This window comes from Actinomadura parmotrematis (assembly GCF_019458805.1).
GTDB classification, from domain to species: domain Bacteria; phylum Actinomycetota; class Actinomycetes; order Streptosporangiales; family Streptosporangiaceae; genus Spirillospora; species Spirillospora parmotrematis.
This window is the reverse complement of the sequence record NZ_JAIBOA010000004.1, coordinates 291858-305217: the sequence shown is the minus strand read 5'-3', so window position 1 is coordinate 305217 and position 13360 is coordinate 291858. Positions and strand designations below refer to the sequence as shown.

Sequence of the window (13360 nt, the reverse complement as noted above, 5' to 3'; positions counted from 1 at the left end):
CGCTACTCCTGGGGGTTCGCCGGGGGGATGAGGACGCCGGGGTTGAGGACGCCGGCCGGGTCGAGCCGGTCCTTGACGGCGCGCAGGACGCCGGTGCCGAGCGGGCCCGCCTCGCGGGCGTACCAGTCGCGGTGGTCGGTGCCGACGCCGTGGTGGTGGCTGATGGTGCCGCCCGCCGCCAGGATCGCGTCGTTGGCGGCGTGCTTGGCCGCCGCCCAGTGCGCGAGCGGGTCGTCCGCCCCCTGCGCCGACACGACGGTGAAGTACAGGGACGCGCCCGCCTCGTAGACGTGGGAGATGTGGCACATGACGAGCGGCGGGGTGCCCGCGCCGGCCAGCGTCGCGGTGAGGGCGTCGCGGACGGCGGCGTACAGCGCGGGGATCGCCGACCAGAACGCGGCGGTCTCCAGCGTCTCGACGAAGGCGCCGACGTCCAGCAGCGCGTCGCGCATGTAGGGGGCGTTGAAGCGGCCGTGCTCCCACTTCTCGCCCGGCCCGGCGCCGAGGGACGTGCCGCCGGCCTCCGCCAGGCGCGCGGCGGCGGCGCTCCGGCGCGCCTCGATCTCCTCGGGCGTCCCCTCGAAGCCGACGACGGCGAGGCAGCCGGACGCGTCGGACAGGCCGCCGCCGATGGCGCCCGGGTCGGCCAGGTTGACCATGGTCTCGGCCTCGTCGGACAGCCGCAGGACGACCGGGCGCGGGCCGTCCTGGGCGAGGCGGCGCAGCGCGGCGGCGCCGGTGGCGAAGTCGGGGAAGCGCCAGCCCTCGTAGGCGGCGGCCTCGGGGACGGGCCGCACCCGCACGGTGACCGAGGTGATGACGCCGAAGGCGCCCTCGGAGCCGAGCAGGAGCTGCCGCAGGTCGGGCCCGGCGGCCGACTTCGGGGCGCGGCCGGCCTCCAGCGTCCCGGCCGGGGTCGCGGCGGTGAGCGCGACGACCATCTCGTCGAACCGCCCGTACCCGGCGGACGCCTGCCCGCTGGAGCGGGCGGCGGCGAACCCGCCGATCGTGGCCCACTCGAACGACTGCGGGAAGTGGCCGAGGGTGTAGCCGCGCGCGCGCAGCAGCTCCTCGGCGCGCGGGCCGCGCAGGCCCGGCTGGAGGGTCGCGGTGCGCGACACCTCGTCCAGCTCCAGGAGGGCGTCCATGCGGCGCAGGTCCAGGGCGACGACGGCGGCGAACGCGGCGGCGCCCTCGGGGGCGAGGCCGCCGACCACCGAGGTTCCGCCGCCGAAGGGGACGGCGGCGACGCGGTGCGCGGCGCAGGCCTCCAGGAGCGCCTGCACCTCCGCGTGCGACCCCGGCATGATCACCGCGTCGGGCGCGTCGGACAGCTCGCCCGCGCGGACGCGCAGCAGGTCGGGCGTGGACTTGCCGCGGGTGTGGCGGACGCGCGCCTCGTCGTCGGTGCGCACGTGCGCGTCCCCGACGACGGCGGCGAGTGCCGCCCGCGCCGCGTCCGGCAGCCGGGACGCCGGGGGCTTCAGGTCGGCGAGCCGGGCGGGCGGGGTCGCGGACGGGCGGACGCCGAGCAGGTCGCGCAGCAGCCCGGTCACCGCGTCGGGCAGCGGGGCGGCCTTGGCGGGGTCGCCCCAGCCGCTCCACAGCATCGCGTGGTCCTGCACCTGGCCTCCGAACGTCGTCGTCGCGTGGCTTACACTGTGACACATGACGTCGAATCGTCACAACAGGACCCCGGACGACGCCGTGCTGGACGCCGCCCGCGACTGCGTGCTCGCGGTCGGGGTGCGGCGCACCACGCTCACCGACATCGCGCGCCGCGCCGGGGTGTCGCGGATGACGCTGTACCGCCGCTGGCCGGACGTGCGCACGATCGTGGCCGACCTTATGACCCGCGAGTGGACCGCGATCGCCGCCGACGCGGGCGAGCCGCCCGCCGGGCCGGTCCGCCCGCACCTGGTCGACCTGCTGGTGCGGGGCGTCGCCACCTTCCGCGGGCATCCGCTGCTCCGCAAGATCATCGAGGTGGATCCCGAGCTGCTGCTCCCCTACGTGCTGGACCGCGCCGGCGCGAGCCAGCAGCGCTTCCTGGAGATCTTCGAGGCCGCCGTGGAGCTCGGCCACGCCGACGGGTCGATCCGCCCCGGGCACACCGCCCGGCAGGCCCGCGCGCTGCTGCTCGTCGTCCAGTCCTTCGGGCTGTCCCTGCCGACGCTGGCCGACGCCGCCGACCCCGAGCTCGCCGCCGGCGCCTTCGACGCCGAGCTCCGCCACATCCTGGAAAGGACGCTCGCCCCGTGACCGCCCCCCGCACGCCGGTCCGCTCCTCCCTGAACGCCGCCCGCCGCGCCCGCGAGCTGGACGCGCTGCCCGGCGAGGTCGTGGACGTCCTCGTCGTCGGCCTCGGCGCGACCGGCGCCGGCGTCGCCCTCGACGCCGCCGCCCGCGGCCTGACGGTCGCCGCCGTCGACGCCCACGACCTGGCCTTCGGCACCTCCCGCTGGTCGTCCAAGCTGATCCACGGGGGCCTGCGCTACCTGGCCTCCGGGCAGGTGGACGTCGCGCACGAGAGCGCCGTCGAGCGCGGGATCCTCATGGCCCGCACCGCCCCGCACCTGGTGCGGCCGCTGCCGTTCGTGCTGCCGCTCACCCCGCTCGTCTCGCGCCGCCAGGCCGCGCTCACCGCGACCGGCCTCGCCGCCGGGGACGCGCTGCGGCTCGCCGCCCGCACCCCGCGCGCGCTGCTGCCCCGCCCGCGCCGCCTGTCGGCCGCCGAGACGCTGCGCGCCGCCCCCGCGCTCCGCCCGCACGGGCTGCGCGGCGGCCTGCTGTCGTGGGACGGGCAGCTCGCCGACGACGCGCGCCTGGTCACCGCGATCGCCCGCACCGCCGCCGCGCACGGCGCCCGCATCCTCACCCGCGTCCGCGCGCTGTCCCTCGCCGGGGACGGGGCGCAGCTGCGCGACGAGCTCACCGGCCGCGAGTTCGGGGTGCGCGCCCGCACCGTCGTCAACGCCGCCGGCGTCTGGGCGGGCGGCCTGGCGGGCGGCGTCCGGCTGCGGCCCTCGCGCGGCACCCACCTGGTGGTGCGGGCCGCCGACCTGCGCGGCCTCGCCACCGGCCTGCACGTGCCGGTCCCCGGCTCGACCAGCCGGTTCGTCCTGGTCGTCCCGCAGGACGACGGCCGCGTCTACGTCGGACTCACCGACGAGCCCGCCGACGGCCCGATCCCCGACGTGCCCGAGCCCACCGAGGCCGAGATCGGGTTCCTGCTGGACATCCTCGGCACCGTCCTGGACGAGCCGGTCCGCCGCGCCGACGTCGCCGGCGCGTTCGCGGGCCTCCGCCCCCTGCTGGACGTCCCGGGCGGCGGCGCCGGCGCGTCCGCCACCGCCGACATCTCCCGGCGGCATGCCGTTCTCACCGGCGGTGACGGCATTGTCACCGTCGTCGGCGGCAAGCTCACCACCTACCGGCGGATGGCCGAGGACGCGGTGGACGCCGCCCTCGCCGCCGGGGGGCTGGCGGCCGGGCCGTCGCGCACCGCGCGCCTCCCCCTGGTCGGCGCCGCGCCGCGCGGCGCGCTCGCCCGGCTGGACGCGCCGCGCCGGCTGGTCGAGCGCTACGGCGCCGAGGCGCCGCTGCTCGCCGCGCTCGGCCGCGACGACCCGGCGCTGCTGGAGCCGGTCGCGCCCGGACTGCCGGTGCTGGGTGTGGAACTCGCGTGGGGGGTAGGGCACGAGGGGGCGCTCGACGCGGCCGATCTCCTGGACCGCCGCACCCGTACCGGTCTGGTCCCCGCCGACCGGGACGCCGCCCGCGCGGTGGCGGACTCCCTGGTCGCGCGGGGATAAGGAAGATCATTTTGCGGGTATGAGGTGTGTCACGCGCCCTGGCCGGGCAGCTCTGCATTAGGTTAGCCTGACCTAATTCACAGTTCGGATGAGCACAGCCGGTAGCACAGGGGGCACACGACGTGACGCGCCGCAAGAGCTGCGACCACTGCCCGGGGAGTCACTCCGGCGAGCGGCCGTGCCTGGCGAGCGCGACGGTCGGGCCCCGGAGCTGGCTGCTGATCGAGCATCCGGGCCCGTGGCCCGAGCGCATCGAGCAGCTCGCCGAGCCCGCCCCGGTCGCGGCGGCGGTGCGCGCGGCGCTCGCCGCCGGCGTCCGCCCGCAGCTCATCCGCCGCACCGGGCGGCGCCGCGGGACGCCCCCCTGCCAGGTCTACGCCGCCTACTCGGTGGGCGAGCAGGTCTGGATGGAGGCGCGCGAGCTGGACGATCCCGCCGAGCTCGCGTCCCTCGACCTGCGCGCGCTCGCCGCGGGCCGCTCTCCCGGCCTCGGCCCCCGGACGGCCGAGCCGGTGCTGCTGGTCTGCACGCACGGCCGCCGCAACGCCTGCTGCGCGCGCCTCGGCGCGCCCCTGGCGCGCGATCTGGCGGCCCGGTTCGCCCCGCTGGTCTGGGAGACCACCCACGTGGGCGGCGACCGCTACGCCGCCAACCTGGTCTGCCTGCCGCGCGGGCTGTACTACGGCGACCTCGGCAAGGAGGAGGCCGCCGCCGCGTCGGCCGCCTACCTGCGCGGCGAGGTCCTGCTGGAGCGCTACCGCGGCCGGGCCGGGCTGCCCGAGCCCGTGCAGGCCGCCGAGCACTTCGTGCGCGCGCACTCGGGCATACTGGGGATCGACGCCGTCACCGTCGAATCCCTTACCGGGACTTCTCCCTACGAGGCGGTCGTTTCGGCGCAGGGAGTGCGATACCGGGTCGTCCTGGAAGACGCCGTGCAGGCGCCCGGATGCGGGTCGGAGTGCCAGGAGAACCTCGGCACCTACATTGTTAGCGACCTCACCCTTCTCAACGAGGCAGCCCTCGTGTAATCTCACTGAGGCCCCATTCGTGGGCTTCACGCCGCGCGGCCCCAGGTTTCCGGATCACCGGACGGGGAACAGAGCGGCAACTCAGAACGTTGGACCAAATGGCGCTTCGGACGCATGCCTGACGAAGCACGTCATGCGTCCATGTTCGCAATTTGCTCAGCAAACCAATCAAGGTGGGTGTTCCATGGCTCAGGTACGTCGGCAGGCAAACCTCCCTCGTCCCAGCTGGGGCTGGCAGGACGCCGCGGCGTGCCGGGGAGAAGACCTCGTGCTCTTCTTCGGCCCCGACGGCGAGCGCCAGCCCGAGCGCGAGATCCGCGAGCGCAAGGCCAAGCAGATCTGCATGGGCTGCCCCGTGCGCGCCGAGTGTCTGGACTACGCGGTGTCCCGGCCCGAGAAGTACGGCACGTGGGGCGGTCTGAACGAGGACGAGCGCGCCTCCGAGCGTCGCCGCCGGATGCGTCGCGCCAACGCGGCCTAGAAGCCGTTCCGGGCGGTCCGCATCGGCCCCCCGACCGAGCTCCCCGGCATGCCACCGGAAAAACACGTTACGGCCCCGCATCGCGGGGCCGTTTGTGTTACCCGGACCAATCGCGGGCGCTCGCGCCCGTGCCTTCCCACAGCCCTCCGGCCAATACCGCATTGCCTCCCGGGAAGGCGGCGGATTAACCGAATTCATACCTTTCGCAATGGCGATCGGACGACCCGACCGCGCGGACGCGACCGGCCTCCGCGCCACCGCCTTCGGGCGGCGGCGCGGAGGCCGGATGGTTCGCGGAGGGGGTGCGTCAGGCGGTCTCGGCGCCCGACAGCCACCGGAGCGGGTTGTCGCGGGTGAGCGCGGCGATCGCGGCGTCGTCGGCCCCGGCGGCGCGCAGCGCCGGCAGGAACACCTCGTACAGGTAGCCGAAGCCCGCGCCGCCGTAGCGGGTGATGTGCGCCATGCGCGACACGCCGCCGCTCAGCAGCACGCGGTCGCCGTGCCCGGCCTCCAGCAGCTCCAGGACGGCCCGCACGCGGGCGTCGAGCCGCTCCGGGTCCCCGGCGGCGAGGCCGAGCGAGCCGAACGACACGTAGGCGCCGTTCTCGGCGATCTTGCGGGCGCCGCCCGGGTCGTCGGCCAGGTCCTGCTGGCCGACGGCGATGCGGGCGGGGTCCAGCCCGGCGGACGTCAGGATCTCCATCTGGGCGAGGCCGGGGCGGCCGTAGGTCGCCACCGACAGGCCCGAGTGGCGGGCGGCGTGCGCGGCGGCCCGGAGGCAGCGCTCCTCGTCGCCGGTGGGCGCCTCGCCCCACGAGCCGACCTCGCCGATGACGCCGGGCAGCGCGTTGGTGCCGTCCATGCCGAAGCCGATCTCGGCGAGCAGCCGCTCGGCGAGCTTGTCGACGCTCGCCTCGCGGACGAAGGCGGGGTGGAAGGGTTCGGCGAAGAAGCCGGTGCCCGCGACCACCGCGACCCGCGACCCGGCGCTCATCCGCGCCAGGGCGGCCGCGTTGCGGCCCATCCCGCCGCAGGTGAGGTCCACCACGAGGCCGAGGCCGTGCGCGTCGCGCAGGCCGCGCAGCTCACCGGTGACCGCCTTCTCCTCGTCCAGCCAGCGCCGCGGATCCGAGTCCAGCAGCGCGGGGCGGGCCGGCCAGCGCAGGTCGAGCTGGAGGTGCTCGTGCGCGAGCACCGTGCCGGTGATGGCGGACGTGGCGATCGTGCCGGTGACCGTGCGCAGCCGACCGGTCGGTTCACGAGGGGTGGTCATGCAAGGCGAGGTTACGTCATGTTTTGCCATTTCAGGTGGTTAACGCCGGGGAATTTACCCTTTCATAGCCGATCCGCCGGTTTCGCCGGACCCGGTGCGGGCGTGCCGCCCGGCCCGCGCCCGCGCCGTCCCCGCGCTCGGCCAGCGGGCGTCGACCTCGGCGTTCAGCGCGGCGCCGATCAGCACCGCCAGCGCCGCCACGTACAGCCAGCCGAGCACCGCGATCGCGGCCGCCAGCGACCCGTACACCGACACCCCGCTCAGCGACCCGGCGAGGTAGAGCCGCAGCGCGAGGCTGCCGGCCACCCAGATCAGCAGCGCCACCGCGGCGCCGGGGACCTCCCGCCACCAGGCCGTCCGCACCGGGACGCTGTGGTGGTAGAGCCCGGCGAGGAACACCACCGACAGCGACACGAGCACCGGCCAGTAGAAGACCTGGACGAACCCCGCGCTCATCGGCAGCGCCGCGCGGGCGAGCGCCGGCCCGGCGACCAGCAGCGGGATGACCACCACCATGGCCAGCAGCCCGACCAGGTACAGCACGAAGGCCCGCACCCGGGTGCGCACCACCCCGCGGACGCCCGACAGGCCGTAGGAGATCGTGATGGTGTCCACGTACACGTTGGTGGCCCGCGACCCCGCCCACAGGCTGAGCAGGAATCCCATCGACACGATGTCGGGCCGCCCGCCCTTGATCACGTCGTCGATCAGCGGTTCCACCACGGTGTCCACCGCGCCGGGCGTCAGCACCGTCTGCGCGCGGGCGATGACCCAGGCGCGGATGTCGCCGACGGCGTCCGCGCCGAGCAGCCCGCTCAGGTGGCCCATGGTGCCGACCAGCCCGATGACCAGCGGCGGCAGCGACAGCAGCGCGAAGAAGGCGGCCTCGGCGGCGAGGCCGGTGATGCGATAGCGGAACGCGGCCACCGCCGTGCGGCGCACCAGCGTCCAGCACTCCCCCGCGCCGCGCCGCACGGCGGCGCCCGCCGCGCGGAGGCGCGCGGCGCCGGGCACCCGGCCGCGCGGGCCGCGCCGCTCGGCGGCCCGGTCGGTGCGGTCTCCGTCCGAGACGGTGGTCACACCGCCTCACCGTAGGCCGTCGCGGGCCCGGAACGTGTCACATCGCGCACTTCAGCGCTCCCGTTCGGCGCGTCGGGGGATTCGTCCGCTCATGTCCGGTGCCCCCGCTCCCTCCCCGTACCCCGCTCCGACGCCGCGGACCGCCCGCCGGATCATGATCGTCACCATCCGGCCACCCCGCCCGCGTGGCGCCCGGGGACGTCGCCGACAATAGTCGGGTGATCTGCGAGGCGTGCCGCGAGCACCGCCACGGCGACTGCCGCGGCGGCAGCTGGTGCGACTGCCAGCACCGGAAGGCGGCCAAGGAACGGGACGCGCCGGAGGCGGCGACCGGCGAGGACGACGCGCCCGAGCGCGCGGCGGACCGCGGCGAGCCGGGGGTCAACTGGCGGCGGCAGGGATGACCCTTGTCACGTGTCCGCATGCCGGACCGAACTGGACAGCCCGTGGAATCGCATGTCAGAGTTCACATATGACTGCTGTGGACCCGCTGCTGGTGACGCGCCGGCACGTCGACTTCCTCCGCGTCCGCAGCGCCATCTGTCGGTGACGCCCCGACCACGCCCCATCGTCTAGACGATCGGACGCGTGGCGCATCGGCGTCACCGCCGGCAGCGCCCCTGCCGGCCTCTGCTCCCTGCTCAGCGACGAGCCGGCCAGTACGACCGCCGGTGCGCCGCGCGTTCCTCCCGCCCGATTACCCAGAGGACGCGCGCCGTGCCACCAGCGACCAAGCGCAAGCGGGGCGAGGGCCAGTGGGCCCTCGGCTACCGCGAGCCGCTCAACAAGAACGAAGAGAACAAGAAGAACGACGACGGGCTGAACGTCCGCCGCCGCATCATCGACATCTACTCCAAGGCCGGCTTCGACTCGATCGACCCGGCCGACCTGCGCGGCCGCATGCGCTGGTACGGGCTGTACACGCAGCGGCGCCCGGGGATCGACGGCGGCAAGACCGGCGCGCTCCCCGACGAGGAGCTCGACGACCGCTACTTCATGATGCGGGTCCGCATCGACGGCGGCCAGCTCGACGGCCCGCAGCTCCGCGCCATCGCCGACATCGCCACGACGTACGCGCGCGGCACCGCCGACATCACCGACCGGCAGAACATCCAGTACCACTGGATCCGGATCGAGGACGTCCCCGCGATCTGGGAGAGGCTGGAGTCCGTCGGCCTGTCCACCATGGAGGCGTGCGGCGACACCCCGCGCGTCGTCATCGGCTGCCCGCTGGCGGGCATCGCCGAGGACGAGGTCATCGACGCGACCCCGCAGATCGCCGAGGTGCACGAGCGCTACGTCGGCTCGCCGGAGTTCTCCAACCTGCCGCGCAAGTTCAAGACCGCGATGAGCGGCTGCACCGCGCACTGCACCGTCCACGAGATCAACGACGTGGCGTTCGTCGGCACCGTGAACGCGGCGGGCGAGGCCGGCTACCAGGTGTTCGCCGGCGGCGGCCTGTCCACGAACCCGATGTTCGCCAAGAGCCTCGGGGTGTTCGTGCGGCCCGAGCAGGCCCACGAGGTCTGGAAGGGCGTCATCTCCATCTTCCGGGACTACGGGTACCGGCGGCTGCGCCACCGCGCCCGCATCAAGTTCCTGATGGCCGACTGGGGACCGGAGCGGTTCCGCGAGGTGCTGGAGAAGGAGTACCTCGGGTACGAGCTGCCCGACGGCCCCGAGCCCGCCGCGCCGCTGCCGCGCCGCGACCACGTCGGGATCCACCGGCAGAAGGACGGCAACTACTACGTCGGGTTCGCGCCGCGCGTCGGGCGCGTCAACGGCGAGCTGCTCGGCGTCATCGCCGACCTCGCCGAGCGCTACGGGTCGGGCCGCACCCGCACCACCGCCGAGCAGAAGATGGTCATCCTCGACGTGCCCGAGGAGGACACCGAGTCCCTCGCGGACGCGCTCGCCGAGCACGACCTCCAGGTCCGGCCGTCCACCTTCCGCCGGCAGACGATGGCCTGCACCGGCATCGAGTACTGCAAGCTCGCGATCGTCGAGACCAAGCAGCGCGCGATGGACCTGGTCGACGAGCTGGAGAAGCGGCTGCCGGACTTCGAGCAGCCGCTCACCGTCAACGTCAACGGCTGCCCGAACGCCTGCGCCCGCATCCAGGTCGCCGACATCGGCCTGAAGGGCCAGCTCGTCGTGGACGAGAACGGCGACCAGGTGGAGGGCTTCCAGATCCACCTGGGCGGCGCGGTCGGCGCGTCCTTCGGCAAGAAGGTGCGCGGCCTGAAGACGACGTCGGCGGGCCTCACCGACTACGTGGAGCGCGTCGTGCGCCGCTACGACGAGCAGCGCCGCGACGGCGAGTCGTTCGCCGCGTGGACCGACCGGGCCGACGAGGCCGACCTGAAGTAGCCCCGGACCCGCGGCGGCGGGCCGGGAGCATCGAAAAAACCATCAACGCGACAAGAGGGGACGGAAGGGAATGAGCGAACGTGCCGCGCCGTTCTACTGCCCCTACTGCGGCGAGGAGCGCCTCGTGCCGCTCGAAGAGGAGGGGGCGTGGTCCTGCCCGGACTGCGTCCGCTCCTTCAAGTTGACGTTCCTCGGTGTCGGAGCCCCCCGACCGAACAAGGAGAACACCCGGTGACCCTGCTGGAGACCGACAGACCCACCCTGGACCTGGAAGACATCGTCGAGTCCGCCGCCACGGCCCTGGCGGGCGCCTCCTCCCTGGAGGTGATCCGCTGGGCCGCCGCCACCTTCGGCGACCGGATCTGCCTCACCTCCTCCATGTCCGACGCCGCGCTCATCCACCTCGTGTCGAAGGTCAAGCCCGGCATCGACGTGCTGTTCGTGGACACCGGCTACCACTTCGCCGAGACGATCGGCACCCGGGACGCCGTCGAGGCCGTCTACCCGGTCAACGTGATCAACGTGACGCCGTCGCGGACGGTGGCCGAGCAGGAGGCCGCGCTCGGGCCGCGCCTGAACGGCCGCAACCCCGACCTGTGCTGCCACCTGCGCAAGGTGGAGCCGCTCGGCCGGGCGCTGGAGGGCTACATGGCCTGGTTCAGCGGGATCCGCCGCGACGAGACCGCCGGCCGCCGCGACCGGCGCGTCGTCGAGTGGGACCGGCGGCGCGGCATGGTCAAGGTCAACCCCATCCTGGACTGGACCCAGGAGCAGATGGACGGCTACATGGACGACAACGGCGTCCTGGTGAACCCGCTGCACTACGACGGGTACCCCTCCATCGGCTGCGAGCCGTGCACGAGCCGCGTCGCGCCCGGCGAGGACCCGCGCAGCGGCCGCTGGGCCGGATCGGGCAAGACCGAGTGCGGCATCCACCTGTGACGCCGCCGCTGGTGGCGGTGGCGCACGGGAGCAGGGACCCGCGCGCCGCCGCCACCGTCGCGGCGCTGCTGGACCGGGTCCGGGCGCTCCGCCCGGACCTGGCCGTGCACGCCTCGTTCCTCGACCACGCGCCGCCCGCGCCCGGCGCCGTCCTGGACGGCCTCGCGCGCGGCGGCGGGGCGGGCGCGGTCGTGCTGCCGCTGCTGCTCACCGCCGCCTACCACAGCCGGACCGACATCCCCGGCGCGCTCGCGCCCGTCCGCCGCGCGCACCCGCGGTTCGCGCTGCGCACCGCCGCCACGCTCGGCCCGCACCCGCTGCTGACGGCGGCGCTGGAGCGGCGCCTCGCCGAGGCGGGCGTACCCGCCGGCGACCCGGGCACGGCGGTCGTCCTGGTATCGGCGGGGTCCTCGGACGCTTCGGCGAACGGCACGGTCGGCGCGATCGCCCGCCGCTGGCGCGCGCGCGGCTGGCACGGCGTCGTCGCCGCCTACGCCTCGGCGGCCCGCCCGACCCCTGGCGAGGCGGTGCGGGCGCTGCTGGACGCGGGCGCCCCGCGCGTCGCGGTCGCCTCGTACTTCCTCGCGCCCGGCCACTTCGCCGACAAGGTGCGCCGCGAGGCACTCGCCGCCGGGGCCTGCGCGGTCTCCCCCGTGCTCGGCGCCGCCCCCGAGATCGCCGACCTCGTGCTGCACCGCTACGACGAGGCGCTCGCCCTCCGCGCCGTCCGCGCTTCCGCCGCCGTCTGACGCCCGGCTCAGCGGGTGAGGACCAGCGCCTGGACCTTCCCGTCCTTCGCGGCGGTGTTGGCGGCGGCGTAGAGGCGCCCGGTGCGGTCGTCGCGGGCGAGCCCGACGATGGTCAGGGCGGTCCCCGCGCCGACCCCGTCGACGGTGCCCGGCGCCCAGGTGCGGCCGTCGGTGTGCCAGAGGGCGCCGGTGGAGTCTGCGGCCCAGGCGCCGTCCGCGCCGTCCCCGGCGACGGCGACGAACGGGGCGTGCAGGCCGTAGGCGGGCACCTGGTACCAGTCCCGGCCGTCGTAGCGGACGGCCAGGGGCGTCGCGGCGCGGCCCGGGTCGCCGGTGCCGCCGACGGCCCAGAGGCCGCCGCGCGAGCCGCCCGCCATCGCGGCGAGGTGGCCGCCGGTGGTGCCGGGCAGGTCGTCCTGGATCGTCCAGCTCCGGCCGTCCCAGCGGGCGATGACCGGCTCGGTGAAGGGCCGGTTCACGTCGGGGCGGCGCGACAGGTCGCCGACGGCCCACGCCGCGCCGCCCGCCGCGGGCGCGATGGCGGCGAGGTGGACGCGCGCGTTCTCGTCGATGCCCTGCACCGCCTGGTGCCACGCCGTGCCGTCGAACCACAGCGGCTCGGACAGGCGGGGGTAGACGCTGCGGTCAGGCCCGTGCAGCCAGCCGGTGAGCCAGGCGGTGCCCTTCGCGCCCGGCGCGACGGCGGTGAAGGTGCCCTTGCCGTACCGGGACGCGGCGCGGGCCTTCCGGCTGACGGTGAAGGACGCGCCGTCGCCGGTCAGGGTGACCTTGCGGCGCTTGGCGCCGTCGAACCCGGCGGCCCAGACGCGGCCGCCGGACACCGCGACGGCGCCGAGGCCGCTCTCGTGCTCGGTGAGGGGGGTCGGCACCCGCCGGAGGGCGCCGCCGTCCAGGGTGAGCAGCAGCCCGCTGGAGTCGCCCGGCGGGGTGGTGAGGTTCCCCGCGGCGTCGCTGGCGTCGTCCAGCGGGCCGGCGTCGCCGGCCGTGCCGGCCGCCCACACCCGGCCGCCGCCCGCGGCGATGCCGGTGAGCCCCGCGGGCGCGGTCCCGGTGGAGGGGACCGGGTAGCGCGCGGCGACCCGCCAGTGCGGGCCGCCCGCCGGCGCGTCCGCGACGCGGCTCGACGCCGCCGCGCCGTCCCCGCAGCCCACCGCGCCCGCCATCAGGCCGAGCGCCGCCACCGCCGCCGTCCCCCGGCCCCGCCAGCCCTTCGTCAACGCGCCGTTTCCCCGTCCACGATCGTTCTCTCCCGAGCGGGGTAGGGGCCCCGCCATGACCGAGAGCAACGATAGCGGGCACGAGCCCGAGCAGACCGACGACGAGTTCTTCGCCCCCGTCAACGAGGGCGCCGACGCGCGGGGCCGCACCGAGCCCGGCGGGGCGGCCGGGCGGAGCGGGACGGGCGTCCCGGGCGTCCGCGGCGACGCGCCGGACGCGCTGCCGCCCGACGAGGCGGGCGTCGAGGAGGCCGAGCGCACCGACCAGTCCGGCTACGCCGACACCGGCGGCGTCTGACCTGCCGGTCCCGCCCGGCCCGGCCCGTATTGACGATCAGTACAACATCCCCTAGCTTCGTGCTCCGGAAGGCGGCCGGAGGGGGA

14 protein-coding genes are annotated in these 13360 nt (G+C 75.4%); 10 read left to right on the top strand and 4 right to left on the bottom strand.

The features are described from left to right. Positions 1–2: 2 nt before the first annotated feature. Positions 3–1610, bottom strand: a complete 1608-nt coding sequence (locus K1Y72_RS08845) for an FAD-binding oxidoreductase (protein WP_220165171.1) — start codon at positions 1608–1610, stop codon at positions 3–5. Between the two features lie 58 nt (positions 1611–1668). On the opposite strand from K1Y72_RS08845, the gene K1Y72_RS08840 reads away from it, so the two are divergent. The 4 genes from K1Y72_RS08840 to K1Y72_RS08825 all read left to right on the top strand — a co-directional run bounded on the left by K1Y72_RS08840 (position 1669) and on the right by K1Y72_RS08825 (position 5324). Beyond that, positions 1669–2262, top strand: coding sequence for a TetR/AcrR family transcriptional regulator (locus K1Y72_RS08840; RefSeq protein ID WP_220165000.1), 594 nt, complete (start codon positions 1669–1671; stop codon positions 2260–2262). Then, the gene (locus tag K1Y72_RS08835; protein WP_220164999.1) at positions 2259–3815 is read left to right on the top strand and encodes a glycerol-3-phosphate dehydrogenase/oxidase; all 1557 of its coding nucleotides are present in this window, start codon (positions 2259–2261) and stop codon (positions 3813–3815) included. Before K1Y72_RS08840 ends, K1Y72_RS08835 begins: the two co-directional genes overlap by 4 nt. Positions 3816–3937: 122 nt before the next feature. After that, the gene (locus K1Y72_RS08830) at positions 3938–4843 is read left to right on the top strand and encodes a ferredoxin family protein (RefSeq protein ID WP_220164998.1); all 906 of its coding nucleotides are present in this window, start codon (positions 3938–3940) and stop codon (positions 4841–4843) included. A 184-nt stretch (positions 4844–5027) separates the two neighbouring features. Beyond that, positions 5028–5324, top strand: a complete 297-nt coding sequence (locus K1Y72_RS08825; RefSeq protein WP_151564999.1) for a WhiB family transcriptional regulator — start codon at positions 5028–5030, stop codon at positions 5322–5324. Between the two features lie 307 nt (positions 5325–5631). On the opposite strand, the gene K1Y72_RS08820 is transcribed toward K1Y72_RS08825, so the two are convergent. Together K1Y72_RS08820 and K1Y72_RS08815 are read right to left on the bottom strand one after the other, a co-directional pair. Next, on the bottom strand, positions 5632–6597 hold the full coding sequence (locus tag K1Y72_RS08820; protein WP_220164997.1) for a phosphotriesterase family protein: 966 nt from the start codon (positions 6595–6597) through the stop codon (positions 5632–5634). Positions 6598–6651: 54 nt separating this feature from the next. Beyond that, complete coding sequence (locus K1Y72_RS08815) at positions 6652–7677, bottom strand: YihY/virulence factor BrkB family protein (RefSeq protein WP_308286958.1); 1026 nt, start codon at positions 7675–7677, stop codon at positions 6652–6654. 218 nt (positions 7678–7895) lie between these two features. Here K1Y72_RS08815 and K1Y72_RS08810 point away from each other — a divergent pair, with 218 nt between their 5' ends. From K1Y72_RS08810 to K1Y72_RS08790, 5 genes are all read left to right on the top strand, one after another. After that, a complete protein-coding gene (locus K1Y72_RS08810) occupies positions 7896–8081 on the top strand; it encodes a hypothetical protein (RefSeq protein ID WP_220164996.1) in 186 nt (61 codons plus the stop codon). Between the two features lie 313 nt (positions 8082–8394). Continuing rightward, complete coding sequence (locus K1Y72_RS08805) at positions 8395–10047, top strand: nitrite/sulfite reductase (protein WP_220164994.1); 1653 nt, start codon at positions 8395–8397, stop codon at positions 10045–10047. A 70-nt stretch (positions 10048–10117) separates the two neighbouring features. Continuing rightward, on the top strand, positions 10118–10282 hold the full coding sequence (locus K1Y72_RS08800; protein WP_220164992.1) for an Insertion element protein: 165 nt from the start codon (positions 10118–10120) through the stop codon (positions 10280–10282). Continuing rightward, entirely contained in the window at positions 10279–10989 is a 711-nt protein-coding gene (locus tag K1Y72_RS08795; RefSeq protein WP_220164990.1) for a phosphoadenylyl-sulfate reductase, read from the top strand. Before K1Y72_RS08800 ends, K1Y72_RS08795 begins: the two co-directional genes overlap by 4 nt. Beyond that, a complete protein-coding gene (locus K1Y72_RS08790) occupies positions 10986–11738 on the top strand; it encodes a sirohydrochlorin chelatase (RefSeq protein WP_220164988.1) in 753 nt (250 codons plus the stop codon). Before K1Y72_RS08795 ends, K1Y72_RS08790 begins: the two co-directional genes overlap by 4 nt. Before the next feature lie 8 nt (positions 11739–11746). Here K1Y72_RS08790 and K1Y72_RS08785 read toward each other — a convergent pair whose 3' ends face one another. Then, complete coding sequence (locus K1Y72_RS08785) at positions 11747–12976, bottom strand: hypothetical protein (protein WP_220164986.1); 1230 nt, start codon at positions 12974–12976, stop codon at positions 11747–11749. Positions 12977–13031: 55 nt separating this feature from the next. On the opposite strand from K1Y72_RS08785, the gene K1Y72_RS08780 reads away from it, so the two are divergent. Next, positions 13032–13274 (top strand): hypothetical protein, encoded by a 243-nt coding sequence (locus tag K1Y72_RS08780; RefSeq protein ID WP_220164984.1) that lies wholly within the window; start codon positions 13032–13034, stop codon positions 13272–13274. The last annotated feature ends 86 nt before the right edge of the window (positions 13275–13360 follow it).